Genomic DNA, 24,481 nt, shown 5'->3' on the forward strand with positions numbered 1-24,481 from the left:
GCGATCGTCCTCACCGCGCTCCGTCCTGGCCTTTCTGCCCGGTCGTATTCTCCCCGCAACGGGGACGGCAGGCGCCTGGGCGGTTGCGGCGGTCCTTCTGACGACTCCCGCGCTCGCCGACGACAAGGCGGCGTGCAGCGCCGGGATTGCCGACATCAAGGCGAAGGTCGCGGCCCTCGCCCCCGACGCCGTCCCGCAGAAGCTCAAGAAGGCCCTCCGGGTCGCCGAGCGCGAGCAGGGCGAGGGCGAGTACGACGAATGCGTCGAGGCGCTTGAAGACGCCAATCGGGCTCTGCCGCGATGAGCGCGGCTCTGGAGGTCGCGGGCGTCAGCCACCGCTTCGGCCAGCGCGCCGCGCTCTCCGATGTGTCGATCACCGTCGAGCGCGGGCACTTCATGGCGCTGCTCGGCCCCAACGGGGCAGGTAAGACCACCCTGTTCTCCGTGATCACCCGGCTCTACAACAACCAGGAGGGGCGGGTGTCGATCCTGGGCCATCCCCTTGATCGCGAGCCGTCGCGGGCGCTCGCGCGGTTGGGCGTGGTGTTCCAGGCCCGGACCTTGGACACCGATCTCACCGTCGCGCAGAACCTGCATTACCATGCGAGCCTGCACGGTATCGGCCGCAAGGCCGCCCGCGCCCGCATCGAGCAATTGCTCGCCCGCGTCGGCTTGTCGGAGCGTCGGGACGACAAGATCCGCACCTTGTCGGGCGGTCAGTCGCGCCGCATCGAGATCGCCCGCTCGCTGATCCACGAGCCGCGCCTCCTGCTCCTCGATGAGCCGACCGTCGGGCTCGATCTCGAATCCCGCGCCGACATCGTCGCCATCGTCCGCGCGCTGGTGCGCGAGGAGGAACTCTCGGTGCTGTGGGCGACCCATATCTTCGAGGAGATCTCCCCCGAGGACGATGCGGTCGTCCTCCACCGCGGTCGCATCGTCGCTCGCGGCAGGGCCGGGGAGATCGGTGCCCCGGGCGAAACCCTGGAAGCCGCCTTCAGACGGCTCGTGGCGGATCCGGGCAAGACCGCGGGAAAGGTGGCCGCATGACCGCGCCGTTGAACATTGCCGTCGCGGAAGGCGCCCGGTCGGTTCCCCATGCCGGTCGGCTCGACGCGGTCGGCTACCTAATCGCGCTCGGCGGCATCGTCCGTCGTGAACTTCTGCGCTTCTTCAATCAGAAGGAGCGCTTCTTCTCGGCGCTGGTACGCCCGCTCGTCTGGCTGTTCATTTTCGCGGCGGGCTTCCGCAACACCCTCGGCGTCTCGATCACGCCGCCCTACGAGACTTACGTGCTCTACGAGGTCTACGTGGTGCCGGGGCTGGCGGTGATGATTCAGCTGTTCAACGGCATGCAATCCTCGCTGTCGATGGTCTACGACCGCGAAGTCGGCTCGATGAAGGTGCTGCTGACCTCGCCTTATCCGCGCTGGATGCTGCTGCTCGCCAAGCTGATCGCCGGCGTCTGCGTCTCGATCGTCCAGGCCTACGCCTTCCTGGCGGTGGCATGGTTCTGGGAGACCGACATCCCGACCATCGGCTACCTCGCCGCGCTCCCTGCCTTCCTGGCGGCGGGCATGATGCTTGGGGCCATCGGCCTGTTCCTGTCTTCGCTGGTGCGGCAATTGGAGAACTTCGCCAGCGTGATGAACTTCGTGATCTTCCCGATGTTCTTTGCCTCTTCCGCCCTATATCCGCTGTGGCGCATCCGGGAATCGAGCGACACGCTGTACTGGATCTGCCAGGCCAACCCGTTCACCCACGCCGTCGAGCTGGTGCGCTTTGCCCTGTACGGGAAGTTCGAGCCGCTCAGCTTCGCCGTCGTGATCGGCACCGGCCTCCTGTTCTTTACGCTCGCCGTGATCGCCTACGACCCGGGCCGCGGAATCATGGCCCGTCGCGGCGGACCGGCCGGCGAGACACCGTGAGAGGAAACATGCGCGCGACCCTTCCCCTGACCCTCCTGCTGGCACTGGCCGCCGGGCCGGCCCTGGCGCAGCCGAAACAGGATCCGGATTGGCCCTGCGCCCAGCGCCGGGTGCCGACGATCGGCTACGGTGCGGTCTGGACCGGCCCGGATCCGGCCGAGGCCGGTGATTGGGGCAGTGACCGCGAGGCGGCGCAACTCGCCCGCAAGCTGGCCTCCCGCCGGACGGAGCTGCGCGAGGCCGATAGCCTCATCGATGAATTCGTCGAGAAGGCCGATCCGGCGGAGAAGGGAAAGCGCCTGACCCGCGTCTTTGCCGGCGTCTTCGAGGTCATCACCGGAGAGCGCAGCACGGTGATGAACGGGATCGTCCGCTACGCCCAGGGACAGCGCCGGCTGGCCGAGCGAATTCGCGACGAGGCCGACAAGGTCAGCGAACTGCGCGATGCGCCGGAGAACGACACCACGAAGGTCGCCTCCAAGGACGTCGCGGAACTGGAAACCAAGTTCAACTGGGATCGTCGCATCTTCGACGAACGCAACCAATCGGTCTCCTATGTCTGCGAAGTGCCGACATTGCTGGAGCAGCGTCTCGGCGAGATTGCCAAGCGGATCCAGGCCAAGCTCTGATCCGTCATTCCTACCAAAGTCCCTCATTCCTCAAGGCTGCTGCGCAGCATCTCAGGACAAGGGTTGGGGTGGGACGACGCCTTTGATTCAAGGGCAGTAGCGCAGGGGACGACCGAACGGATCGTCGTATCCGGGACCGGGGCGGAAGCCGTAATAGCTCGGCTTCCCGAGGCCGTAGGCTGACCCGACATAGCTCGGGTCGTCCGGGGCATCGGTCGGCACTGGGGCGATCCGCGGAGCGCAGCCCGCGAGGCGTCGCGGTGAGGGCAGGCGCTCGACGATGGAATCGCCTTCCGCGCGCGGGAAGAAGCGCGGCGCCTGTGGGCCCGGCACCGTCTCGTAACGTTCGAGCAGATCGGCGGCAGAGGACGGCGTCGCGACGAGCGCGAGAAGGGCACAGGCCCAGAGCCGTCCGCTCGTCATGACCGCATCCCCGTGTAAGAACCCGGGAAGCCGTCGCAGTTTATGGTGAACGGTCCGTTACCGCGGCGCTTTCGGCGAGGCATCGCATACAGGCTGCCCGGCGGCATCCGCAATGACGAGACGGGAGCCGGGCCGAGCGGGTCTCCCTACCCCCGCGGATAGACGATGATCGACAAGTAGGTGGACGGCGTCTTCAGGAGCTTTGCCGGCCCATGCAGGCCGCTGGGGTCGAACATCAGTGCATCGCCGGGATGGAGATGATAGTCGAGACCGGAATGGTGATAGATCACCTCGCCGGTCAGCATGTAGATGAACTCAGTTCCGACATGGCGGAAGCTAGTATAGGCTTCCGCCTCCTTCTGAAGCGTGATGAGATAGGGCTCGACGACCACGTCGCCGCGGATGCCCGCCCCCAGCAATTCGTAGATATGTCCGACCTTGGTGCCGCGCCGCTCGATCAGCACGCCCTGGCCGCGCTTCACGTGGGAGCAGTCGCGCGTCTCCTCGAACGCCGCGAACAGGGCCGTGATCGGCACGTTGAGTGCGGAGGCGATGGCGTTGATCGAGGCTAGCGAGGGCGAGATCGCCCCGTTCTCGATCTTCGAGATCATGCCCGGAGAGATGCCCGCCGCCGCTCCGAGATCGGCCACCGACAGGTCACGCTCGCGCCGCAACACCCGCACCTGATGGCCGAGCGCCTTCTCGAGCGGACGCTCCTCGGCCACCGGAGCGTTCGAGGCGGTATTCAGTAGAGTTCCCGCAGTCACCGTGACTCGCTCCGGTCGGCACAGACCCAATATGGCGCGCGATGACTGAGGCTGCCAGTCGGAAGCCGGCGGCAGATCCAGCTTCGCGGGGGGAGTTTGGGGCCACGAGAAACGTCAGTTTCCCATCAAGAAATTTTAGTTCCCCATAATTGACAGCATCGGCGGCCCATGCGAGCAATCCGACAACGGGCGAAGCGGCTCGCTGAGGGTGAAGGCGATGTGCGGGATTGTTGGGCTCTTCCTGAAGAATCCGAAGCTGGAGCCGCAGCTCGGAACGCTGCTCGCCGACATGCTGAAGACCATGACGGATCGCGGGCCCGACAGCGCCGGTTTCGCCGTCTACGGCTCCGACGGGACGGGCGTGAAGCTGACCCTGCGCGGACCCGACGCCAAGACCCTGGCCGGGGCGGTTTCCGGCCTCGAAGCGGCGCTCGGCGGTGTCGTCGGCGCGACGGCGCGCGACACCCATACCGTGATCGCCCTGGAAGCCGACCAAGAGACGGCCGCCCGTGATTGGCTCTCGGCCAACGCGCCCGGCATCGACGTGGTCAGTGCCGGCAAGCGTATGGAAATCTACAAGGAGACCGGCCTGCCGGAGAACGTCGCCAAGCGCTTCGATCTCTCGAAGATGACCGGCACCCACGGCATCGGTCACACCCGCATGGCCACCGAGAGCGCGGTGACGACGAACGGCGCGCACCCCTTCTCGACCGGTCTCGACGAGTGCCTCGTTCATAACGGCTCGCTGTCGAACCACAACGACATGCGCCGCCGCCTCCAGCACGAGGGCATCACCTTCGCCACCAAGAACGACACCGAGGTCGCCGCCGGATATCTGAGCTGGCGGATGCGCGAGGGCGCCTCGCTGAAGGACGCGCTCGAATCGAGCCTGACCGACCTCGACGGCTTCTTCACCTTCGTCGTCGGCACCGAAACGGGTTTCGCCGTCGTGCGCGATCCGATCGCCTGCAAGCCCGCCGTGATGGCCGAGACCGACGATTACGTCGCCTTCGGCTCCGAGTACCGGGCGCTGATCGGGCTGCCGGGGATCGACAAGGCCCGCGTCTTCGAGCCCGAACCGGCACGCGTCTACGCGTGGGAACGCCAAACGGGGGAGCGCCACTGATGCCCGTCTACGATCTGAGAAGCGCAGGCCTGCGCGACCTGAACCGCCAGCTGCATGCGCTGCGGCCCGACACCAACGAGACCCACTGGACGGTCCAGAACCCCGACGGCGCCCACGCCATCGCGGCCGGGCTCGACGCCCCAGTCACCGTCGAGATCGAGGGCAATGTCGGCTATTACTGCGCCGGCATGAACAAGCTGGCCAATGTCGTGATCCACGGCAGCGCCGGCACCGGGGTCGCCGAGAACATGATGAGCGGCTTCGTCCACGTGAAGGGCGATGTCAGCCAGTCGGCGGGTGCCACGTCCCATGGCGGCATGCTCGTCGTCGACGGCAATGCGGGCGCCCGCTGCGGCATCTCGATGAAGGGCATCGACATCCTCGTGAAGGGGTCGATCGGCCACATGTCGGCCTTCATGGCCCAGGCCGGGACGCTGACCGTTCTCGGGGATGCGGGCGAGGCGCTCGGCGACTCGCTCTACGAGGCGCGCCTCTACGTGCGGGGCTCCGTGAAGAGCTTGGGGGCCGACTGCATCGAGAAGGAGATGCGCGACGAGCACCGTGAGCAGCTCTTCGCCAAGCTGAAGGCGGCCGGGCTCGCGGGCGAGGTCGATCCGTCCGAGTTCCGTCGCTACGGCTCGGCCCGCACGCTCTACCACTTCCATGTCGACAACGCCGGAGCCTATTGATGGCCGAGAACGCTAAGGGCCCCCGTACGGCGCCGCGCTATTCGGCGACCTTCACGCCCGAAGTGATGTCCGAGATCCGCCGCGCGGCGGCGACCGGCATCTACGACATCCGCGGCGCCGGCGCGAAGCGCAAGCTGCCTCATTTCGACGATCTGCTGTTCCTGGGCGCCTCGATCAGCCGCTACCCGCTCGAGGGCTACCGCGAGCGCTGCAGCACCGAGGTCGTGCTGGGCTCGCGCTTCGCCAAGAAGCCGATCCACCTCAAGACGCCGATCACCATCGCCGGCATGAGCTTCGGCTCGCTCTCGGCCAATGCCAAGGAGGCCCTGGGGCGGGGCGCAACGATCGCCGGCACCTCGACCACCACCGGCGACGGCGGCATGACGCCGGAGGAGCGCGGGCATTCCAAGACGCTGGTCTACCAGTACCTGCCGTCCCGCTACGGCATGAACCCGGACGACCTGCGCCGGGCCGACGCCATCGAGGTCGTGATCGGCCAGGGCGCCAAGCCCGGCGGCGGCGGCATGCTGCTCGGCCAGAAGATCACCGAGCGCGTCGCCGGCATGCGCTGCCTGCCCGCGGGCGTCGATCAGCGCTCCGCTTGCCGCCATCCGGACTGGACCGGGCCGGACGACCTCGAAATCAAGATCGGGGAGCTGCGCGAGGTCACCGAGTGGGAGAAGCCGATCTACGTCAAGGTCGGCGCCTCGCGGCCCTATTACGACACGGCCCTCGCGGCCAAGGCCGGTGCCGACGTGGTGGTGCTCGACGGCATGCAGGGCGGCACCGCCGCGACGCAGGACGTGTTCATCGAGCATGTCGGCCTCCCCACCCTCGCCGCGATCCGTCCCGCCGTGCAGGCCCTGCGCGACCTCGGCCTGCACCGCAAAGTGCAGCTCATCGTCTCCGGCGGCATCCGCTCGGGTGCCGACGTCGCCAAGGTCCTGGCGCTCGGGGCCGATGCGGTGGCTATCGGCACCGCCGCGTTGATCGCGCTGGGCGACAACGATCCGCGCTGGGAGGAGGAGTATCAGGCGCTCGGGACCACGGCCGGCGCCTATGACGACTGGCACGAGGGCAAGGACCCCGCCGGCATCACCACGCAGGATCCGGAGCTGATGAAGCGCCTCGATCCGGAACTCGCGGGGCGGCGCCTCGCCAATTACCTCGCGGTGATGACGCTGGAGGCCCAGACCATCGCCCGCGCCTGCGGCAAGAGCCACCTCCACAACCTCGAGCCCGAGGATCTGGTGGCGCTCACCATCGAGGCCGCCGCCATGGCCCAGGTGCCGCTCGCCGGCACCAGCTGGGTTCCGGGCCAGACCGGGCTCTGAGAGGACCAGGGCCGCCCTGATCGGAGGGGCGGCCTTTTTCTTGAATGCGGGGCCTGGAGCGCGAGGCTCGGCCCACCGGACGGGAGGACATCGTCATGCCCCTGGATCTCGAGAGCGCCGCCAAGGAACGCGGCATCAAGTATTTCCTCGTCTCCTACACCGATCTCTTCGGCACCCAGCGCGCCAAGCTGGTGCCGGCGGCGGCCATCAAGAGCACTTGCAAGAACGGAGCGGGCTTCGCGGGTTTCGCCACCTGGCTCGATATGAGCCCGGCCGATGCCGACCTGTTGGCGGTGCCCGATCCCGACGGCCTGATCCAGCTGCCCTGGAAGCCCGAGGTCGGCTGGCTGCCGGCGGATCTCGTGATGGATGGCAAGCCGGTCGAGCAGGGACCGCGCAACATCCTCAAGCGCCTGATCAAGGACGCCGCCCGCGACGGCCTTCAGATGAAGACCGGCGTCGAGTGCGAGTTCTTCCTGATCACGCCCTGCGGCTCGGAGCCGGCCGACATGGCCGACAAGCAGATCAAGCCCTGCTACGACCAATCGGCCCTGATGCGCCGCTACGACGTCATCACCGAGATCTGCGACGCGATGCTGTCGCTCGGCTGGAAGCCCTACCAGAACGACCACGAGGACGCGAACGGCCAGTTCGAGATGAACTGGGACTATGACGATGCCCTCGTGACCGCCGACCGGCACGCCTTCTTCAAGTACATGACCCGCTCGATCGCCGAGAAGCACGGCCTGCGGGCGACCTTCATGCCGAAGCCCTTCATGGACCTGACGGGCTCCGGCTGCCACGCCCACGTCTCGGTCTGGCGCGACGGTCGCAACGTCTTCGCCGATGCCTCCGACGAGATCGGCATGTCGCAGGACGGCTACCACTTCATCGGCGGCCTGATCCACTCGGCGGACGCGCTCGCCGCGATCACCAATCCTTGCGTAAACTCCTACAAACGCATCAACGCACCCCGCACCACCTCGGGCGCGACCTGGGCGCCCAACACCGTCACCTATACGGGCAACAACCGCACCCACATGATCCGCATCCCGGATGGCGGGCGGCTCGAATTCCGCCTCGCGGACGGCGCGGCCAATCCCTACCTGCTCCAGGCGGCGATCCTGGCCGCGGGCATGGACGGGATCCGCAACCGCCGCGATCCGGGGAAGCGCCTCGACATCAACATGTACACCGACGGGCACACGGTGGAGGGCGTGAAGCGCCTGCCGCTCAACATGCTCGACGCCATGCGGGCGCTCGAGCAGTGCGACGTGCTCAACAACGCCTTCGGCTCCTTCGTGCCGAGCTACCTCAAGCTCAAGACCGAGGAGTGGAACAGCTATTGCCGCCACCTGACCCAGTGGGAGCGGGACACCACGCTCGATTGCTGAGGATCCGCTCGCACCATATGAGGCCGCAGCATCGATCCGGTCGCTGCGGCCGCTCGCCGAGAGCCTGCTCGACAGGCACAACCCACTCAATCCCCTCATCCTGAGGTGCCGCGAAGCGGCCTCGAAGGAGGCCTCCAGACATCGCGCGATCCCTGGAGCCCTCCTTCGAGGCTCAGGCTTCGCCTGAGCACCTCAGGATGAGGGTGAGGATTGGAGTGATCGCAGCATCGAACCAGTCTGATCTTGAGGAGACAACAGGTCGCCGAGACCCCCCGCGGCGACGGGCCACCGCTTCACGTCATCCTTAGACGATGCGCCGGTCGAGCCGGATGATGCGGCAGGGATCGCCCGCCTTCGCCGCCGGCGCGAGCGGCGCGCGGACCAGCAGGGCTTCGCTCGCGCCGAGCACCGAGAGCATGGACGAATCCTGGCGGTTCTCGGGATGTACCACCGGCAGGCGATCCGGGGCCGTATCGAGGCGGGCGCGCAGGTAATCCTGGCGCTGGTCGTTGCCCGGCATATCGCGTCCGAGTACGGCCGGTTCGCTGCGATCGGCACCGGCCGCAGGATCGCCGAGCAGCGCCCGGATCGCCGGGACGACGAAGAGCAGGCCGCAGACGATCGACGAGACCGGATTGCCCGGCAGGCCGATCACCGCCATGGCGCCGAGCCGCCCGAACATCAGAGGCTTGCCGGGCCGGAGGGCGATGCGCCAGAATCCGAGTTCGAGACCCTCCTCGCGCAGGGCCGCCTGAACGAGATCGTGGTCGCCGACCGAGGCACCGCCCAGGGTCACGACGAGATCCGCGCCGGCCTCCCGGGCGCGCCCGATGGCCCTTCGCAAGGCATCGAGATCGTCGGAGACGATGCCGAGATCGATCGCTTCCGCACCCGCCTCGCCGGCGAGCGCGCTGAGCGCCAATCCGTTCGAGGCGATGATCTGGTCCCAGGCCGGCGTCTCGCCCGGCCGCACCAGCTCGTCGCCGGTCGCGATGACCGCAACGCGCGGGCGACGGCGCACCGGCACCACCGCGTGACCGGCGGCCGCCGCGAGGGCGAGGCGGCGGGTGTCGAGGGTCTCGCCCGCCCGCAGCAGCGTCTCGCCCTCGGAGAAATCGAGCCCGGCCCGGCGCAGGAAGCGGCCGCTCGCGACGGTTTCGCGGGCGATCACCGTGTCGCCGGCGGCGTCGGCATTCTCCTGGATCAGGATGGCGTCGGCGCCCTCGGGAACGGGAGCCCCGGTGAAGATGCGCACGGCCTCGCCCGGCCGGATGCCCTGGGCATAGCCATGGCCGGCGGCGCTGGTGCCGACCACGCGCAGTGTCGCGGGCACCTGCGCCACGTCGGCCGCACGCACGGCGTAACCGTCCATGGCCGAGGCGGGGAAGGGGGGCTGGGTGCGCCCGGCGGCGAGATCGGCTGCCAGCGTGCGTCCGGCAGCCCGGGCGACCGGGACCGACTCGGGCTCGACCGGGCCAGGGATGGCGGCGAGGATTTTCGTGAGGGCTTCGGCGACGGGGAGGAGACTCATGCGTGGCGCTTCCCGCGGCGCGCTGCGCCGGGACGCGCGCTCACGCCTCGTCCTCCGCCCGCCACTGCCCGGATTTCCCGCCCTCCTTGGACAGGAGGCGGATGCCTTCGATGCGCATCCCCCGATCGGCGGCCTTCACCATGTCGTAGACCGTCAGGCAGGCGACCGAGACGGCGGTGAGTGCCTCCATCTCGACCCCGGTCTGGCCCTGAACCCGCACCTCCGCGGTGAGCCGCAGGCCGGGCAAAGTCGCATCCGGCTCGCAGGCGATCTTGACCTTGGTCAGCAGGAGCGGATGGCAGAGCGGGATCAGCTCATGGGTGCGCTTGGCCGCCATGATGCCGGCGAGCCGCGCGGTGCCGATCACGTCGCCCTTCTTGGCGTCGCCCTCGCGGATCAGCGCCAGGGTCTCCGGGCGCATCACGACGACGCCCTCCGCGACGGCCGTCCGCGACGTGGCGGCCTTGTCCGAGACATCGACCATGTTGGCCGCGCCGGTGGCATCGATATGGGTGAGGCGGCCCTCGCTCACTTACTTCTCGTCCCCGAACAGCAAGGCCCGCGTCGCGGCGGTCACGTCCGCCTGCCGCATCAGGCTCTCCCCGACCAGGACGGTGTCGAGGCCGTGCGGGCGCAGCCGCCGAACGTCGGCATGACCGCCGATGCCGCTCTCGGCCACCGCGATCCGGTCCGCGGGGATGCCGGGCTTGAGCCTGATCGCGGTCTCGAACGAGACCTCGAAGGTCTTGAGATTGCGGTTGTTGACGCCGACCAAGCGTGTGCCGAGCGGCAGGGCCCGTACCAGCTCTTCCGCGTCGTGGACCTCGACCAGCACGTCCATGCCCAGGTCGTGGGCGGTCTCGACCAGGGCCGCGGCCTCCGTATCATCGAGACAGGCCATGATGACGAGGATGCAGTCGGCGCCCCAGGCCCGCGCCTCGAACACTTGGTAGGGCTCGAACAGGAAGTCCTTGCGCAGCACGGGCAGGGCGCAGGCCGCGCGGGCCGCGACGAGGAATTCCGGAGCACCCTGGAATGAGGGGGCGTCGGTCAGCACCGAGAGGCAGGTGGCGCCCCCCGCCGCGTAGGCCCTGGCGAGCGCCTCGGGATCGAAGTCGGCCCGGATGAGCCCCTTGGAGGGCGACGCCTTCTTGATCTCGGCAATCAGCGCCGGTCGCCCTTCCGCGATATGCGCTTCGATGGCGGCGGCGAAGCCCCTCGGCGCATCGGCCTTCGCCACGAGCTTCTCGAGCTTGGCCAAGGGCAGGCGCAGCTTCGCCTCGGCGACCTCGCGACGCTTGTAGGCCTCGATCCGGGCCAGCACACTCGCGCGCTGCGGTGCCGGGGGGCTCGCGATCACATCGGCCACGATGTCGTCCATCGGTCGATCCTCGGTGTCCTGCACACGGCCCTGTCGGGGCCTTATCACGCCTGGGATGCCGCGACGAGCCGGGCAAGGGTCGCTCGCGCCGCGCCGGAATCGATGGCGGCCTGCGCCCGCTGGACACCCTCATTGAGGCTGCCGGCGGCACCGGCCACGACGAGACCGGCGGCCGCATTCAGCACGGCGATGTCGCGATAGGCGTTGCGCTCCCCCTCCAGCACGGCGCGCAGGGCCGCCGCGTTGTGCTCGGGATCGCCGCCACGCAGGTCGTCGAGGGTGGCGAGCGGGAGGCCGACATCCTGCGGGTGAATGGTGAAGCGGGAGAGCGCACCGTCCTCCAGCGCGACCACCGCCGTCGGGCCGGTGGTGGTGATCTCATCGAGCCCGTCCGCGCCGTGCACGGTCCAGACCCGGCGGCTGCCGAGGGTGCCGAGCACGCGGGTCAGAGGCTCGGCCCAGGCGGAGCGCGAGACGCCGAAGACCTGGGCGGTGACGCCGGCCGGATTCGAGAGCGGACCGAGCATGTTGAAGATCGTGCGGAACGGCAGTTCGGAGCGCGTCGGGGCGACGTGGCGCATGGCGCCGTGATGCGTCTGGGCGAACATGAAGCAGAGGCCGGCCTGCTCGAGGCAGCGCTGCAATCCTTCGGGTTGGAGCCCGATGGTGACGCCGAGGGCGGCCAGCACGTCGGCGGCGCCCGAGCGCGACGTGGCCGCGCGGTTGCCGTGCTTGGCGACCGGCACGCCGCAGGCGGCGGTGAGGATCGCGGCGAGCGTCGAGACGTTGTAGCTGCCCGAATGGTCGCCGCCGGTGCCGACAATGTCGATGGCCCCCTCCGGCGCCGTCACGGGCAGCATCCGCGCCCGCATCGCCGAAACCGCTCCGACGATCTCGTCCTCGCTCTCACCGCGCACGGCGAGCGCGGTCAGGAAGGCGCCGGCCTGAACCGGCGTGACGTCGCCCGAGAGCAGATCGTCGAAGGCGGCACGCGCCTGATCGCGGGTCAGCGCGGTGCCAGTCGCGACCGTGGCGAGATGGGTCTTGAAGGCGTCCATGACGGCTCGCTCGTATCCTCCGTTCCCCTCGCCCTGTTCGGAAGGGGGAGGGGTGGTGCAGAAGGCACCGAAGCGACCTCTTCTGAACGCCCCCCCCATCGTCCTCTCTCCGCGGGCGGGAGAAAAGCCAGCGCCGTCAATGCACGGCGAACCCGTCCTTGTCACCCGCGGGCGCCGGACTCCGCCCGCCACGCGGCGGCGATGTCGAGGAAATTCCTCAGGATTTGCGTGCCGTGGTTCGAGAGGATGCTCTCGGGGTGAAACTGCACGCCGTGCACCGGCAATGTCCGGTGCTGCAATCCCATGATGAGGCCGTCCGCCTCCGCCGTGACCGCGAGATCGTCCGGGCAGCTCGCGCGGTCGACCACCAGGGAATGATAGCGGGTGGCGTCGAACCCCTCGTTGATGCCGCGGAACACGCCCTTGGCCTCGTGGCGAATGGTGGAAACCTTGCCGTGCATGGGGGCAGGCGCGCGCACCACGTCGCCGCCATAGGCCTGTCCGATGGTCTGGAGCCCGAGGCACACGCCGAAGATCGGCACCTCCGCGCCGAGTTCCCGCACCACGTCGAGGCACACCCCGGCCTCGTTCGGCGTGCAGGGCCCCGGCGACAGCACCAGGGCGTCCGGCGCCCGCTCACGGATCCCGGCGACGTCGATCTGATCGTTGCGCACCACGTCGATCCGGCCGCAGAGCGGGCCGATGAGGTGGACGAGATTCCACGTGAAGGAATCGTAGTTGTCGATGACGAGAACGTTGGACATCGGGCAAGGCCTTGCGGCGAAATCGGCGGACCTGACTCCGACCCAAATCCTCATCTGAGGTGCCGCGGTGCGGTCTCGAAGAGGGCTCCAGCGCGCTCGTGACTTCTGGAGCCCTCCTTCGAGGCCGCCGCTGCGCGCCGGCACCTCAGGATGAGGGGGTGGATGGGATGGACCGTGCTGACGGCGTGGCGACCCACTTGGGCCAAGTCAAGCCCGCCGCTTCTCGGAAAAAGGAACACGGGGTGGCCGAAATGTGCGGCAACGCGCATTCACGAAACTGTTCAAATGGGAATGCTGCGTTTATTGATAAATCAACTAATGGACGTGGCTGTGGGCATCTTTATTGTTAGACAGCGATGGCTGCATATCATATTTGCTATCTTATTATTCTGGCTATCAGGCTTTGAGTTCTGGAGGAGGGAAACGTTCACGGTCCCCCTTGATCAGCCAATCTCGTTATCGACAGCGGGAAAGTTCGAGCATGATTTTCGCGTTCGAGTTGATACTACCCACGAGCTGACGATCCGCTTTTCCAAAGGAACGCGTTCGCGCGAGGAAGCGATGCGGCTCGTCGGTAGTCGGTGGGACTGCCGAGAAAAGACTTTAAAAACAGACTGCGACGCATCTGTTCCTCTTCGATGGATCCTTACGGACCAATTCGGGAAGGTCGTCGTCGCAGGCGAGGGTGAAACACATGGCATGACGGGTCATGCATCGGATGAGTTTTGGCGCACCGTCGTGCCGTCAATTTACGTCCAGGCAGGCCACTATCATCTCAGTGCGACAATCCTTCGTGACGTGCCGGAATTTCACGGAATGACAGCACACCTGTCGTTCGCCTTGCCAGGCGGCAAACGATCGTTCGGCTGGCAGAGCGACTTGGCCTTCTGGGGTGGCTTGATAAATTTCTTTGTTTTGATTCCCATGACAGGCAGCTTCGGCATGATTTTGATTGGGCAGGGGCTCGGTGCCTGGGTTCGAAGCCGTCGTCGGGTCGGCCCCTGATCGGCTACTGTCCCCGCCGCGCCCGGCTCGCGAACGACACCGCGTCCTCCGCGGCCCGGAACAGGGCCTTCGCCTTGTTGACGCATTCCTGCTGCTCGGAATGCGGATCGGAATCGTAGACGATGCCCGCCCCCGCCTGCACGTGCATGCGCCCGTCCTTCACGATGGCGGTGCGGAGCACGATGCAGGTGTCCATCTCGCCGCGGGCGCCGAAATAGCCGATGCAGCCGCCATAGGGGCCACGCTTCTCGCGTTCCAGCTCGTCGATGATCTCCATCGCCCGCACCTTCGGGGCGCCCGAGACCGTGCCGGCGGGAAAGCCCGCCGCCAGGGCCGACAGCGTGTCGTGCGCGGGATCAAGATCGCCCTCGACATTCGAGACGATGTGCATGACTTGGCTGTAATATTCGAGGAAGAACGATCCGGTCACCCGAACACTGCCGATCTTCGACACCCGGCCGACATCGTTGCGGCCGAGATCGAGCAGCATCAGGTGCTCGGAACGCTCCTTCGGATCGGCGAGCAGCTCTTCCGAGAGCGCCTTGTCCTCGGCGGGCGTTGCGCCGCGGCGGCGCGTGCCAGCGATGGGGCGGATCGTCACCGTTCCCTCGCGGACCCGCACGAGGATCTCGGGGCTGGAGCAGACGACCTGGAAATCCTCGAAATCGAGGTAGCACAGGAACGGGGCCGGGTTGGTGCGGCGCAGGGAGCGGTAGAGCGCGAAGGCCGGAAGGGTGAACGGCGCTTCGAAGCGCTGGGACAGGACTACCTGGAAGATGTCGCCCGCGACGATGTACTCCTTGGCCTTGGCGACCATTCCCAGGAACGCGTCCGGTGGCGTGTTCGAGACCGGAGAGGGCAGGGCGAGGCTGCCCGCATCCGCCCGGGTCTCGATCGGCAGCGGTCCCTCCAGGGCCGCCGCCACCCGGTCCAACCGGTCCTGGGCGGCTTCCAGGGCGACGCCCGCGCTCACGCCCTTGACCGGACGCACGGGGGTCACGACGGTGAGGGCGTCGGCCACCGCGTCGAACACCACCATGGTCCGCGGGCGCACGAGAATGGCGTCCGGCACGCCGAGCGGGTCGGGGTTGGGCTCCGGCAACCGCTCCATGGCGCGGACCATGTCGTAGCCGAGATAGCCGAACAGGCCCGCCGCCATCGGCGGCAGCGTCGCACTGCCGGGCTCGTCGCCGATGGCGCTCTCCGCGATCAGAGCGCGCAGCGATTCCAGGGGCGGGCGGTCGTCGGTGACGAAGGTCGACAGGGTTGCGTCCCGTGCGATCTCGGCACGGCCGTCGCGGCACCGCCAGATCAGGTCGGGGTCGAGCCCGATCATCGAGTAGCGCCCGCGCACGGCGCCGCCCTCGACCGATTCCAGCAGGAAACCGGGGCCGGCATGCCCTTCCTTGAGCTTCAGGAACGCGGCGACGGGCGTCTCCAGATCGGCGACCAGGGTGAGGCCGAGCAGGCTCGGACGGCCCGCCTCGTAGGCGCGCACGACCGAGACATGAGCGGGATCGGTCATCCTGGCCTCAATACTCGCCGCCGAGGGCGCGCCGGAACGCGGCCTGGTTGACACTCACGCCCGCGCTCTTCTGCACTTCGGTCAGGAACTCGCCGAGCACGTCGTCGGCGAGCGCCGTCCGCAGCGAGTTCACGAGCTGCGTGTCGGTCGGCGTGCCCGGCACGAAGGCCGGCATCGTCGCAGCCGTCACCTTGAACACCGCGCGACCCTCGCCCGAGGGGGCCGAGGCGGCCTTGCCGACCGGTGTCACGAAGATGCGCTCGACGGTCTCGTTCGAGAGGTCGTCCTTGGACTGATTGCGGCCGAGATCGGTCACCTCCTTGACGGTGAGGCCGGCCTCCTGGGCCACGGTCTCGATTGCGTCGCCCTTCTCCAGCCGCTCGGTGAGCTCCTTGGACTTGGCGACGAGCCTTTTGTCGGTCTCGGCCTTGGTCCAGCCCTTCACCGCCTCGTCGCGCACCTCGTCGAGGGATTTCTCCCGCGAGGGCGTGACCTTGACCACGTCGTACCAGATCGAGCCGCCGTCCTTGGTGCGCAACGCCTCGGTGTCGTTGCCGACATCGGCCCGGAAGGCGGCAGCCAGCGTGGTGTCCTTATCCGGAATGCCGGCCACCGGATTCCCGGCCGGATCCAGCCCGCTTGCATCGACCGCCGGGATCGAGAGCATGGTCAGGCCCTGTTCGCCCGCGATCTCGGCCAGCGGCTTGGCGGCGGCGCGGGCATCCTCGATGGCGTCCTGCGCTTGCTGAAGGCCCGTCTCCCGGGCGCGCCGCAGGGCGACTTCCTTGCGAACCTCGTCGGCCACCGCCTCGAACGGCTTGACGTCGCCGGGTTCGATGCCGGTGACGCGCAGGAGCACGGTGCCAAACCGGCCCTTGACCGGCTGGCTGACCTTGCCCTGCTCCAAACCGAAGGCGGTGTCCGCCACCGCCGGATCGAACAGCTCGGACTTCGACAACGTGCCGAGGTCGAGCTGCTTCGGATCGAGGCCGCGGGCGGCGGCGATCGCCTCGAACGTTTGCTCGCCGCTCTCGATCTTGGCCCGCGCGTCCTGGGCCGCGGCCTCGTCGGGGAAGGTGATCTGCTGGATCGTCCGGCGCTCCGGCTTGCCGAACCGACCCTTGTTGGCGTCGTAGGCGGTGCGGGCATCGGCTTCGCTCACGGAATCGGGCTTGGCGAGCGTCTCGGGCTCCAGCACCAGCAGATTCAGGTTGCGGTATTCGGGGGCACGGAAGCTGCCCTTGTTCGCCTCGTAATAGGTCTTCAGCTCGTCGTCGGTCGGCGCCGGGATCTCGCCGACGGCCGAGGGCGCCAGCGTCAGCACGGCGGCCGAGCGGCGCTCGGTCGAGTAGCGATGCACCGCCTCGCGCATCACCTGCGGCACCGGGAGGTCGGCGACGGTCGCGTCGGCCAGCTGGAGCCGGGCGATGACCGAGCGCTGCTCGCGCACGAACAGGGCCTCGTTCAGGCCCGCGCGCTGGAGCGTCTGGTAGAACAGGGTGCGGTCGAAGTTGCCATTGGCACCCTTGAAGCTCGGTTCGTCCTGGATCGCCCTGAGCACCGCGGCGTCGGAGACGGCGAGGCCGAGATCGGCGGTCTTCTGATCGAGGGCGGCCTCGGTGATGAGCTGCGACAGAACCTGCCGCTCGAGGCCAAGAGCGCGGGCCTGATCCGGCGTCAGGGTGCGCTTGAGCTGCTGCTGATAGCGCTGGAGCTGGTTCTGGTAGGCGGTGCGCACCTCCTCGGCCGAGATCGGCGTCTTGCCGACGGTGGCCACCGTGGTGCTGGAGCCGCCGCGGAAGAATTCCTCCACGCCGAAGATCGCCACGCCCGCGATGAGGAGCGTGAAGATCACGCTCAGCACGATCTTGCCGAGCCAGTGCTGGCTGGCGCTGCGTATGGACTGGAGCATCGGACGTCCGGACCTGCAAACCCTGATCGCCCCAGCGCACAGCGTGGGGCATCTGTCGAGGCTCGCGATAGACGATCGGGGCGTCTCCCGCAAAGGGCGGGTTCACGGCAATCGCGTGCGGCGAGCACCCTCCGCCTTGTCGCGATGCTGTCTCAAGCGTCGACGGTCGCGTCCGGTCGTTGAGGTTCCGGCGCCGAAGCCGTTGGCCAAACCGCTCTCCGCTCCCTGACATGCGGCACGATCGCTTCCCCCGGATGGCCTGGAAGGTTTGCGCGCCCAAGCTTGCTCTGCTAGGTCCGCCCCCATCGGATTGCAGGTGCGAGGGGGCCGAAACGCCATGGCGAGCGAGGGACGACGTCCACTGGTTGCCGGCAACTGGAAGATGAACGGCCTGCGCTCCTCGATCGCGACCGTCGAGGCGATCCGGGACGGTTTGTCGCCCCAGCTTCTTCAAGACATCGACGTGCTGATCTGTCCGCCCGCGACGCTGATCTCGGCCTGCGTCGAGGCGACGAGCGGTTCGCCGATCGCCATCGGCGGCCAGAACCTGCATGCCCGGCCGAACGGAGCCTTCACCGGCTCGATTTCGGCGGAGATGTTCGCCGATCTCGGCGCCTCCTACGTCATTGTCGGCCATTCCGAGCGCCGCGCCTATCACTACGAGACCGACGACGGCGTCCATGCCAAGGCGCTCGGCGCCCGCCGGGCGGGCCTTCGCGGCATCATCTGCGTCGGCGAGACCATGGAGGAGCGCCAGCAGGGCCGCGCCCTCGACATCGTGCGGGCGCAGCTCGCCATCGGTATCCCGAAAGGCGCGACCGCCGAGGATACGGTGATCGCCTACGAGCCGGTCTGGGCGATTGGTTCCGGCCGGACCCCGACCCCGAAGGAGATTGCCGAGGTGCACGCCTCCCTGCGGGAGATGCTCGACAAGATGGCCGGCAATGAGGGCGCCAAGATCCGCATCCTCTACGGCGGCTCGGTCAAGCCCGGGAACGCCCGTGAGCTGATGTCGGTCGAGAATGTCGACGGCGCCCTGGTCGGCGGCGCGAGCCTCGTGGCCGAGGATTTCCTGGGGATTTGTCGGGCCTACGAGAAGTAGGTCCATCCTCAACCACCCCCCTCATCCCGAGATGCCCGCGGAAGCGGCCTCGAGGGAGGGGGCAGCCGGCTCACGATCCCTGGAATCCTCCTTCGAAGGCTGCGCTTCGCTCCGCACCTCAGGATGACCGGGGAAGGGTTGGACCGCCGGGAGCACGCCGCCTTGCACTGATGGCGCGCGACGTCAGGCCGGTGTCTTCGCCACCGCCTCTTTCGTGCGCTCGATCATCGACAGCACCGCCACGTAGAAGGCCTGGTGCAGCGGGCTCATCTGGTCCGGCCGGATCGTGTCCGCGAGCGCCGCCTGCAGCCCGTCCATCGCCGCCGCACGGCCGGCCGGATCGGGCTTCTCGAGGGCAATCCGCAGCAGATCGGTCTGAACCGCCGCGAGCTCGTCGCGGTCGGCGCGGTCGATGAAGCTGCGCAGGCGCGCGGCGTCGGTCTCATATTCGCTCATGCGTCCTCCTCGCATGCTGTCATCCGCCTGGCGAGTGGCGATGCGCAGAAACGCGTGCGCCGGCCCCTCTCATGCGGCCGAGGCCGGTTGGCGCGGCTGGGCAAACGGTGTAGGAGCCCCCACTTCGTGCAGCGGCCTCCGCGAGCGCGCCCCTTGCGCGCGATCAACGGCGGTCAGGCACCGAGAGGCTCCGTCGACGGGCGGACACCGGAAACACCATGCAGACCCTCCTGATCGTCGTCCACCTCATCATCGTACTGGCGCTCATCGCCGTGGTGCTGCTTCAGCGCTCGGAAGGCGGCCTGGGACTCGGCGGCGGCGGCAGCGGCGGCGTGTCGGGCTTCATGACCGGCCGGGGACAGGCGAACGCGCTCACCCGCGCCACGGCGATTCTGGCGGCCCTGTTCTTCACCACCAGCATGGCGCTGGCGATCATGGCTCACCGCTCGGCGGCGCCGCGCTCGATCCTCGACGGAACCGGCCAGCAGCAGGGACAGGCCGAGCAGCCCAACAAGCCGGTGAACGCCGACAACCTGCTCGACACGCTCCGCCAGGGCAGCCAGAACGCGCCCGTGGGTCAGCCCGCAGCGCCGCCGTCCACCGCGCCGGCCGCCCCGGTCGAGAGCGCGCCGCCCGCTGCCCCGACGCCGTCGACCCCCGAGGCGCCGCAGTCCCGCTGATCTCCCGACGTCGCCGGTGCTCCATCGGCCACGGAAAAGACTTCACCGAAAAAAACTCTCGCACCGGCGCGAGGCTGTTAGGCCTGCGCCGCGCCCCGTTCGGCTGACGGGATGCGGCGACCGTTGCGGTTTGGCGAATCGCTCGAGCCCCTTTATGGACCGAAGCCCATGACGCGGTACGTTTTCATCACCGGCGGCGTGGTCTCCTCGCTGGGCAAGGGTCTCGCCTCGGCAGCCCTTGCCGCCCTGCTCCAGGCACGCGGCTACCGCGTCCGTCTGCGCAAGCTCGATCCTTACCTCAACGTCGATCCGGGGACGATGAGCCCGACCCAGCACGGCGAGGTCTTCGTCACCGACGACGGCGCCGAGACCGACCTCGATCTCGGCCATTACGAGCGCTTCACCGGGCTCCCGGCCTCGCGCGCAGACAACGTCACCACGGGTCGGATCTACCTCGACATCATCACCAAGGAGCGGCGCGGCGACTATCTCGGCGCCACGATCCAGGTGATCCCGCACGTCACCAATGCCATCAAGACCTTCGTCCTCGACGGCAACGACGAGTACGATTTCGTCCTCGTCGAGATCGGTGGCACGGTCGGCGATATCGAGGGGTTGCCGTTCTTCGAGGCGATCCGCCAGATCGGCCAGGAGCGTCCGCGCGGCAGCGTCTGCTACCTGCACCTGACGCTGCTTCCCTACATTCCGTCGGCCGGTGAGCTGAAGACCAAGCCGACCCAGCACTCCGTCAAGGAGCTGCGCTCCATCGGCATCCAGCCCGATATCCTGCTCTGCCGCTGCGACCGCCCGATCCCCGAGGACGAGCGGCGCAAGCTCGGACTGTTCTGCAACGTGCGGGAGAGCGCGGTCATCGAGGCGCGCGACGTGGACACGATCTACGCCGTGCCGCTCTCCTACCGGGAGGCCGGCCTCGACCGGGAGATCCTGGCCCATTTCGGCATGGAGCCGCCCCAGGAGCCGCAGCTCGACCGCTGGAAGAAGATCCTCGACCGGGTGCGCAACCCGGAGGGCGAGGTCACCATCGCCATCGTCGGCAAGTATACGGGCCTCAAGGACGCCTACAAATCGCTGACCGAGGCGCTCACCCACGGGGGCATCGCCAACAACGTGCGCGTCAACCTCGAATGGATCGAGGCGGAAGTGTTCGAGCGCGAGGATCCGGTGCCGTTCCTGGAAGGGCTGCACGGCATCCTCGTGCCGGGCGGCTTCGGACAGCGCGGCGCCGAGGGCAAGATCCGCGCGGCCCGCTATGCCCGCGAGCGGCGCATCCCGTATTTCGGCATCTGCTTCGGCATGCAGATGGCCGTGATCGAGGCGGCGCGCTCGCTCGCCGGCATCGAGAACGCCAATTCGACCGAGTTTGGCGAGACCTCCGAGCCGGTGGTGGGCCTGCTCACCGAGTGGATGCGCGGCAACGAGCTGGAGCGGCGGGCGGCGGAGGGCAATCTCGGCGGCACGATGCGGCTCGGCGCCTACGGGGCGACCCTGAAGGCCGGGACCAAGATCGCGGAGATGTACGGGGAGACCGAGATCTCGGAGCGCCACCGCCATCGCTACGAGGTCAATATGGCCTATCGCGAGTGCCTGGAGGCCAAGGGCCTGCGCTTCTCCGGAACCTCGCCGGACGGCCTTCTGCCCGAGACGATCGAGCATGAGGGGCATCCCTGGTTCATCGGCGTCCAGTTCCACCCGGAGCTGAAGTCGCGTCCCTTCGAACCGCACCCGCTGTTCAAGGGGTTCGTCGCCGCCGCGGTCGAGCAGAGCCGGTTGGTCTAGGTCGCCGGAGCATCCGATCGCACCCGAGGGATAGGCTGCCGTCTCGGTCGAATTCACCGTGACGGCAGAAGCGAGATCGGTTTTGCCGCTTTCAGGCCAGGATCGCCCGCGGCATTCCGGTTGTCCGGTTCATCCGGGAAGCCGACGAACCGTTTACGGGGATCGATGACCGGTTCGTGCCCGATCTGATCGGGCTGCCCTCACAGGCGGATTGAGGCCGCTACACCACGCATGAAAAAGGGGCCGGAATCACCCGGCCCCCTTTCCTGAATGCGTTGGCTTAGCGGCCTGCGGCTCCGCCCGCGGCACCCGCGCCACCGGCTCCCGTTCCGGTGCTCATGCTTCCGCCCGCGGTTCCGCCCGCCGCACCGGGGGCCCCGGGGGCCATGCCGGTTCCGGTCGATCCGGTGGTCGCACCGGTGGCGGAGCCGGTCGAGCGCTCCATGCCCTTCTCGGAATTGCTCTTCACGCTGCCGGGATTGTTCATGTTGCCCTCGGCACTGCCGCCGCCGGCCGCTGTCTGGGCGAAGGCCGCACCCGAAAGGGCGAGGCCGAGGGTGGCCGCGAGGGCGATCGTGGTGGTCCGCATGGTTCGTTTCATCCCTGATGGTTGTCTCGAGGGTAAACCTGGCGACCATCGGCAATGTTCAGAACATTCTCCTCCTCGGCAGCGGCGTGCCGCTCGGTAGGCCCGCGACGCTCGGTCCGCGCTGTGCCGGAACGCTGCGGCCCTATATCAGTGCGGCCGTGACCGAGATTCTGTTCTATCACCTTCAGCGCCAGCCCCTCGAGAAGGTGCTGCCGAACCTCCTCGAGAAGTCGCTGGAGCGCGGCTGGCAGGCGGCCATCCAGGCGGTGAGCGAGGAGCGGTTGCAGGCCCTCGACGACGGCCTGTGGACCTACACGGACGAAAGTTTTCTCCCCCACGGCACGGACCGAGACACCGACGCCGCGACCCAGCCGGTGGTGCTGACCCTGCGCACCGAGAACCCCAACGGCGCCTCGATCCGCTTTCTCGTGGAGGGGGCGGATCTGCCTGAGGATGCGGGTGGCTACGAGCGCATCTGCATCCTGTTCGACGGCACCGACACCGACGCGTTGCTGCGCGCTCGCGAGCAGTGGCGCGGCGCCAAGGAGGCCGGTCACACGGTCGCCTACTGGCAGCAGGACGAGTCCGGCCGCTGGGCCAAGAAGGCATGAGGCGGCCTTCGCCGGCTCCGCGTCGAATCCCTCGTTCCGGGCTTCGTCGCGGGGACGGGACTCTCGATCTCAGGCTTTCCGCGGCTCTGATCCCAGGGCCGGCAACCACCCTTCCGGCCGGTGCTCGGATCCGCAGCGGCGAACGATGGTAGAGACGGATACGAGCGCATGATGCATCCGACCACGCGCCTTCCCGCCGGGGCGGTTCGCGCCTGCCTCGCCGGCCTCCTCGCGGTCTGCCTCGGCCTCGCGCCGGCGGTCGCCCCGGCTCAGCCGGCATCCCCGCAAGGACAGTCGCGCAAGGCACCCGAACGCGAGGGACGGCGCCTGCCGCCGGACGCCACCACCGAGCATCGGATCGATCTGGGTGAGGGCCGTACGCTCGGCTTCAAGGCCACCGCCGGAAGCCTCGGCCTCGTGGACGAGGACGGCAAGCTCCAGGCCGAGATCGCCTTCATCGCCTATCTGAAGCCCGGCACGGCGGAAGAGAGTGCGGCGCGCCCGATCACCTTCGCGGTCAATGGCGGGCCGGGCGCGGCCTCGGCCTATCTCAATATCGGCGCCATCGGTCCCTGGCGTCTGCCCACCGACGGCGGCACCATCAGCCCGTCGCAGCGGCTCGACCTTCAACCCAACCCCTCGACCTGGCTCGATTTCACCGATCTGGTGTTCCTCGATCCCGTCGGGACGGGCTATAGCCGCGCCGCCGACGGGGACGGCAAGAAGTACTGGAGCATCGAGTCCGACGCCTCGGTCCTGGCGGCGACCATCGCGCGATACCTGCGCCAGAACGATCGGCTCGCCTCGCCGAAATTCTTCGTCGGCGAGAGCTATGGCGGCTTCCGCGGACCGCTCATCGCCCAGAAACTTCAGGACGATGTCGGAATCGGATTGTCCGGGCTCGTGCTGCTCTCGCCGGTCCTCGATTTCGGCTGGCTGCAATCGCCGCGCACCACGCCCTGGGGCTACGTGACCCGACTGCCCTCCTTCGCGGCCGCCGCTCTGGAACGCGCCGGCACGACCCCCGACCGTACCCTGATGCGCGAGGCGGAGGCCTACGCCGCGGGCGACTATCTCGCCGACCTCTTGAAGGGGCCGTCCGACCGCGAGGCGGTGGCGCGGCTCACGGAGAGGTTGTCGGCCCTGACCGGCCTCGATCCAGAGACCGTACGCCGGCAGGCGGGCCGCATCTCGTCATCGAGCTATCAGCGGGAGATCGGCCGCGACGTCGGGCGGGTCGCGTCGGCCTACGACACCGGTGTGACCGGCTGGGATCCGGATCCGGGCGCGGCCCATTCCGGCTTCGAGGATCCAGTGCTGACCGCGCTCCAGGCACCGCTCTCGGGGGCGATGGTCAGGCTCTACACCGAGCGCCTCGGCTGGCGCGTCGAGAACATGCGCTACGAACTCCTGAACAATGCGGTCAACCGCGGCTGGAGTTGGGGCTCGGGCCGTTCCGCGCCCGAGGCGATGGGAGCCCTCAAGGACGTCCTGGCGCTCGACGGCACCCTGCGCGTTCTGGTCGTTCACGGCTTCACCGACTTGGTGACACCCTACTTCACCTCGAAGCTCCTGATCGACCAGATACCGGTCTATGGCGAGGCCGATCGGCTGAAGCTGTCGGTCTATCCGGGCGGGCACATGTTCTACACGCGCCCCGACTCGCGGAAGGCGTTCCACGCGGACGCCGCCGATCTCTATGCCCGTGCCCTGCGCGCCCGCTCCGATGGCAGCGCGGGGGGAGGGCGCGAGGCCGACCGGCCGAGGCCGACGCCGTGAG

Annotated in this window: 25 protein-coding genes; 14 read left to right on the forward strand and 11 right to left on the reverse strand. The window is 68.2% G+C overall.

Annotated features, from left to right (window positions below; all coding sequences use genetic code 11):
* The first annotated feature begins 34 nt into the window (after positions 1-34).
* Genes MFF26_RS16845 through MFF26_RS16860 form a run of 4 tightly spaced genes read left to right on the forward strand, consistent with a single transcriptional unit; the run spans position 35 to position 2,557 of the window.
* Positions 35-304 (forward strand): hypothetical protein, encoded by a 270-nt coding sequence (locus MFF26_RS16845; protein ID WP_137828501.1) that lies wholly within the window; start codon positions 35-37, stop codon positions 302-304.
* Positions 301-1,050 carry a lanthanide ABC transporter ATP-binding protein PedB/LutE gene (pedB, locus tag MFF26_RS16850; protein ID WP_137828451.1) on the forward strand — a complete coding sequence of 250 codons (750 nt, stop codon included), beginning with the start codon at positions 301-303 and terminating at the stop codon, positions 1,048-1,050. Before MFF26_RS16845 ends, pedB begins: the two co-directional genes overlap by 4 nt.
* Entirely contained in the window at positions 1,047-1,928 is an 882-nt protein-coding gene (gene pedC, locus MFF26_RS16855) for a lanthanide ABC transporter permease protein PedC (RefSeq protein ID WP_137828452.1), read from the forward strand. Before pedB ends, pedC begins: the two co-directional genes overlap by 4 nt.
* Positions 1,929-1,936: 8 nt before the next feature.
* Positions 1,937-2,557, forward strand: coding sequence for a hypothetical protein (locus MFF26_RS16860; RefSeq protein WP_137828453.1), 621 nt, complete (start codon positions 1,937-1,939; stop codon positions 2,555-2,557).
* An 87-nt stretch (positions 2,558-2,644) separates the two neighbouring features.
* Here MFF26_RS16860 and MFF26_RS16865 read toward each other — a convergent pair whose 3' ends face one another.
* Both MFF26_RS16865 and MFF26_RS16870 read right to left on the reverse strand, forming a co-directional pair.
* On the reverse strand, positions 2,645-2,980 hold the full coding sequence (locus tag MFF26_RS16865; protein ID WP_137828454.1) for a hypothetical protein: 336 nt from the start codon (positions 2,978-2,980) through the stop codon (positions 2,645-2,647).
* 146 nt (positions 2,981-3,126) lie between these two features.
* Entirely contained in the window at positions 3,127-3,747 is a 621-nt protein-coding gene (locus MFF26_RS16870) for a helix-turn-helix domain-containing protein (protein WP_137828455.1), read from the reverse strand.
* Positions 3,748-3,964: 217 nt separating this feature from the next.
* On the opposite strand from MFF26_RS16870, the gene MFF26_RS16875 reads away from it, so the two are divergent.
* The 4 genes from MFF26_RS16875 (at position 3,965) to glnT (ending at position 8,290) form a co-directional block, all read left to right on the forward strand.
* Positions 3,965-4,873: a class II glutamine amidotransferase gene (locus MFF26_RS16875; protein ID WP_137828456.1), complete on the forward strand. Its 909-nt coding sequence runs from the start codon at positions 3,965-3,967 to the stop codon at positions 4,871-4,873.
* A complete protein-coding gene (locus MFF26_RS16880; protein WP_137828457.1) occupies positions 4,873-5,562 on the forward strand; it encodes a protein glxC in 690 nt (229 codons plus the stop codon). The genes MFF26_RS16875 and MFF26_RS16880 overlap by 1 nt, the downstream gene beginning before the upstream one ends.
* A complete protein-coding gene (locus MFF26_RS16885; RefSeq protein WP_137828458.1) occupies positions 5,562-6,896 on the forward strand; it encodes an FMN-binding glutamate synthase family protein in 1,335 nt (444 codons plus the stop codon). Before MFF26_RS16880 ends, MFF26_RS16885 begins: the two co-directional genes overlap by 1 nt.
* Positions 6,897-6,991: 95 nt before the next feature.
* Positions 6,992-8,290, forward strand: a complete 1,299-nt coding sequence (glnT, locus tag MFF26_RS16890) for a type III glutamate--ammonia ligase (RefSeq protein ID WP_137828459.1) — start codon at positions 6,992-6,994, stop codon at positions 8,288-8,290.
* A gap of 304 nt (positions 8,291-8,594) precedes the next feature.
* Here glnT and MFF26_RS16895 read toward each other — a convergent pair whose 3' ends face one another.
* The 5 genes from MFF26_RS16895 to MFF26_RS16915 all read right to left on the reverse strand — a co-directional run bounded on the left by MFF26_RS16895 (position 8,595) and on the right by MFF26_RS16915 (position 13,024).
* Positions 8,595-9,821, reverse strand: coding sequence for a molybdopterin molybdotransferase MoeA (locus MFF26_RS16895; protein ID WP_137828460.1), 1,227 nt, complete (start codon positions 9,819-9,821; stop codon positions 8,595-8,597).
* Between the two features lie 40 nt (positions 9,822-9,861).
* Positions 9,862-10,353 carry a cyclic pyranopterin monophosphate synthase MoaC gene (moaC, locus tag MFF26_RS16900; protein WP_137828461.1) on the reverse strand — a complete coding sequence of 164 codons (492 nt, stop codon included), beginning with the start codon at positions 10,351-10,353 and terminating at the stop codon, positions 9,862-9,864.
* On the reverse strand, positions 10,354-11,202 hold the full coding sequence (gene trpC, locus MFF26_RS16905) for an indole-3-glycerol phosphate synthase TrpC (protein WP_137828462.1): 849 nt from the start codon (positions 11,200-11,202) through the stop codon (positions 10,354-10,356).
* A 44-nt stretch (positions 11,203-11,246) separates the two neighbouring features.
* The gene (trpD, locus tag MFF26_RS16910) at positions 11,247-12,260 is read right to left on the reverse strand and encodes an anthranilate phosphoribosyltransferase (RefSeq protein ID WP_137828463.1); all 1,014 of its coding nucleotides are present in this window, start codon (positions 12,258-12,260) and stop codon (positions 11,247-11,249) included.
* Between the two features lie 161 nt (positions 12,261-12,421).
* Complete coding sequence (locus MFF26_RS16915) at positions 12,422-13,024, reverse strand: anthranilate synthase component II (RefSeq protein ID WP_137828464.1); 603 nt, start codon at positions 13,022-13,024, stop codon at positions 12,422-12,424.
* 162 nt (positions 13,025-13,186) lie between these two features.
* Between MFF26_RS16915 and MFF26_RS16920 the strand changes: the two genes are divergently transcribed.
* A complete protein-coding gene (locus tag MFF26_RS16920) occupies positions 13,187-14,029 on the forward strand; it encodes a DUF5625 family protein (RefSeq protein WP_137828465.1) in 843 nt (280 codons plus the stop codon).
* A 4-nt stretch (positions 14,030-14,033) separates the two neighbouring features.
* Here the strand turns inward: MFF26_RS16920 and trpE are convergent, their stop codons facing one another.
* Positions 14,034-15,554, reverse strand: a complete 1,521-nt coding sequence (gene trpE / locus MFF26_RS16925; protein ID WP_137828466.1) for an anthranilate synthase component I — start codon at positions 15,552-15,554, stop codon at positions 14,034-14,036.
* A 7-nt stretch (positions 15,555-15,561) separates the two neighbouring features.
* Entirely contained in the window at positions 15,562-17,466 is a 1,905-nt protein-coding gene (locus tag MFF26_RS16930; RefSeq protein WP_238308230.1) for a peptidylprolyl isomerase, read from the reverse strand.
* 337 nt (positions 17,467-17,803) lie between these two features.
* Between MFF26_RS16930 and tpiA the strand changes: the two genes are divergently transcribed.
* Complete coding sequence (gene tpiA / locus MFF26_RS16935) at positions 17,804-18,568, forward strand: triose-phosphate isomerase (protein ID WP_137828468.1); 765 nt, start codon at positions 17,804-17,806, stop codon at positions 18,566-18,568.
* A 183-nt stretch (positions 18,569-18,751) separates the two neighbouring features.
* On the opposite strand, the gene MFF26_RS16940 is transcribed toward tpiA, so the two are convergent.
* Positions 18,752-19,024, reverse strand: a complete 273-nt coding sequence (locus tag MFF26_RS16940; RefSeq protein WP_137828469.1) for a hypothetical protein — start codon at positions 19,022-19,024, stop codon at positions 18,752-18,754.
* A 218-nt stretch (positions 19,025-19,242) separates the two neighbouring features.
* Here MFF26_RS16940 and secG point away from each other — a divergent pair, with 218 nt between their 5' ends.
* Positions 19,243-19,704 carry a preprotein translocase subunit SecG gene (gene secG, locus MFF26_RS16945; protein WP_137828470.1) on the forward strand — a complete coding sequence of 154 codons (462 nt, stop codon included), beginning with the start codon at positions 19,243-19,245 and terminating at the stop codon, positions 19,702-19,704.
* A 168-nt stretch (positions 19,705-19,872) separates the two neighbouring features.
* A complete protein-coding gene (gene pyrG, locus MFF26_RS16950; protein ID WP_238308231.1) occupies positions 19,873-21,501 on the forward strand; it encodes a CTP synthase in 1,629 nt (542 codons plus the stop codon).
* Positions 21,502-21,781: 280 nt separating this feature from the next.
* Here the strand turns inward: pyrG and MFF26_RS16955 are convergent, their stop codons facing one another.
* Positions 21,782-22,090 (reverse strand): hypothetical protein, encoded by a 309-nt coding sequence (locus MFF26_RS16955; protein ID WP_137828472.1) that lies wholly within the window; start codon positions 22,088-22,090, stop codon positions 21,782-21,784.
* Positions 22,091-22,248: 158 nt separating this feature from the next.
* Between MFF26_RS16955 and MFF26_RS16960 the strand changes: the two genes are divergently transcribed.
* Together MFF26_RS16960 and MFF26_RS16965 are read left to right on the forward strand one after the other, a co-directional pair.
* Positions 22,249-22,701 (forward strand): DNA polymerase III subunit chi, encoded by a 453-nt coding sequence (locus tag MFF26_RS16960; RefSeq protein WP_137828502.1) that lies wholly within the window; start codon positions 22,249-22,251, stop codon positions 22,699-22,701.
* Between the two features lie 168 nt (positions 22,702-22,869).
* Positions 22,870-24,480 (forward strand): S10 family peptidase, encoded by a 1,611-nt coding sequence (locus tag MFF26_RS16965; protein WP_137828473.1) that lies wholly within the window; start codon positions 22,870-22,872, stop codon positions 24,478-24,480.
* Position 24,481 lies beyond the last annotated feature (1 nt).

Source organism: Methylorubrum suomiense (assembly GCF_022179765.1).
Classification (GTDB): domain Bacteria; phylum Pseudomonadota; class Alphaproteobacteria; order Rhizobiales; family Beijerinckiaceae; genus Methylobacterium; species Methylobacterium suomiense.

Excerpts from the sequence above, each read along its gene's own strand:
- glnT (WP_137828459.1), top strand. The coding sequence starts at position 6,992 with ATGCCCCTGGATCTCGAGAGCGCCGCCAAGGAACGCGGCATCAAGTAT.
- MFF26_RS16940 (WP_137828469.1), bottom strand. The coding sequence starts at position 19,024 with ATGAGCGAATATGAGACCGACGCCGCGCGCCTGCGCAGCTTCATCGAC.
- MFF26_RS16875 (WP_137828456.1), top strand. The coding sequence starts at position 3,965 with ATGTGCGGGATTGTTGGGCTCTTCCTGAAGAATCCGAAGCTGGAGCCG.
- MFF26_RS16915 (WP_137828464.1), bottom strand. The coding sequence starts at position 13,024 with ATGTCCAACGTTCTCGTCATCGACAACTACGATTCCTTCACGTGGAAT.
- MFF26_RS16930 (WP_238308230.1), bottom strand. The coding sequence starts at position 17,466 with ATGCTCCAGTCCATACGCAGCGCCAGCCAGCACTGGCTCGGCAAGATC.
- pyrG (WP_238308231.1), top strand. The coding sequence starts at position 19,873 with ATGACGCGGTACGTTTTCATCACCGGCGGCGTGGTCTCCTCGCTGGGC.
- MFF26_RS16955 (WP_137828472.1), bottom strand. The coding sequence starts at position 22,090 with ATGCGGACCACCACGATCGCCCTCGCGGCCACCCTCGGCCTCGCCCTT.
- tpiA (WP_137828468.1), top strand. The coding sequence starts at position 17,804 with ATGGCGAGCGAGGGACGACGTCCACTGGTTGCCGGCAACTGGAAGATG.
- trpE (WP_137828466.1), bottom strand. The coding sequence starts at position 15,554 with ATGACCGATCCCGCTCATGTCTCGGTCGTGCGCGCCTACGAGGCGGGC.
- MFF26_RS16865 (WP_137828454.1), bottom strand. The coding sequence starts at position 2,980 with ATGACGAGCGGACGGCTCTGGGCCTGTGCCCTTCTCGCGCTCGTCGCG.
- pedC (WP_137828452.1), top strand. The coding sequence starts at position 1,047 with ATGACCGCGCCGTTGAACATTGCCGTCGCGGAAGGCGCCCGGTCGGTT.
- MFF26_RS16885 (WP_137828458.1), top strand. The coding sequence starts at position 5,562 with ATGGCCGAGAACGCTAAGGGCCCCCGTACGGCGCCGCGCTATTCGGCG.
- MFF26_RS16895 (WP_137828460.1), bottom strand. The coding sequence starts at position 9,821 with ATGAGTCTCCTCCCCGTCGCCGAAGCCCTCACGAAAATCCTCGCCGCC.
- secG (WP_137828470.1), top strand. The coding sequence starts at position 19,243 with ATGCAGACCCTCCTGATCGTCGTCCACCTCATCATCGTACTGGCGCTC.
- MFF26_RS16880 (WP_137828457.1), top strand. The coding sequence starts at position 4,873 with ATGCCCGTCTACGATCTGAGAAGCGCAGGCCTGCGCGACCTGAACCGC.
- MFF26_RS16965 (WP_137828473.1), top strand. The coding sequence starts at position 22,870 with ATGATGCATCCGACCACGCGCCTTCCCGCCGGGGCGGTTCGCGCCTGC.
- trpC (WP_137828462.1), bottom strand. The coding sequence starts at position 11,202 with ATGGACGACATCGTGGCCGATGTGATCGCGAGCCCCCCGGCACCGCAG.
- MFF26_RS16920 (WP_137828465.1), top strand. The coding sequence starts at position 13,187 with ATGGGATGGACCGTGCTGACGGCGTGGCGACCCACTTGGGCCAAGTCA.
- trpD (WP_137828463.1), bottom strand. The coding sequence starts at position 12,260 with ATGGACGCCTTCAAGACCCATCTCGCCACGGTCGCGACTGGCACCGCG.
- pedB (WP_137828451.1), top strand. The coding sequence starts at position 301 with ATGAGCGCGGCTCTGGAGGTCGCGGGCGTCAGCCACCGCTTCGGCCAG.
- MFF26_RS16860 (WP_137828453.1), top strand. The coding sequence starts at position 1,937 with ATGCGCGCGACCCTTCCCCTGACCCTCCTGCTGGCACTGGCCGCCGGG.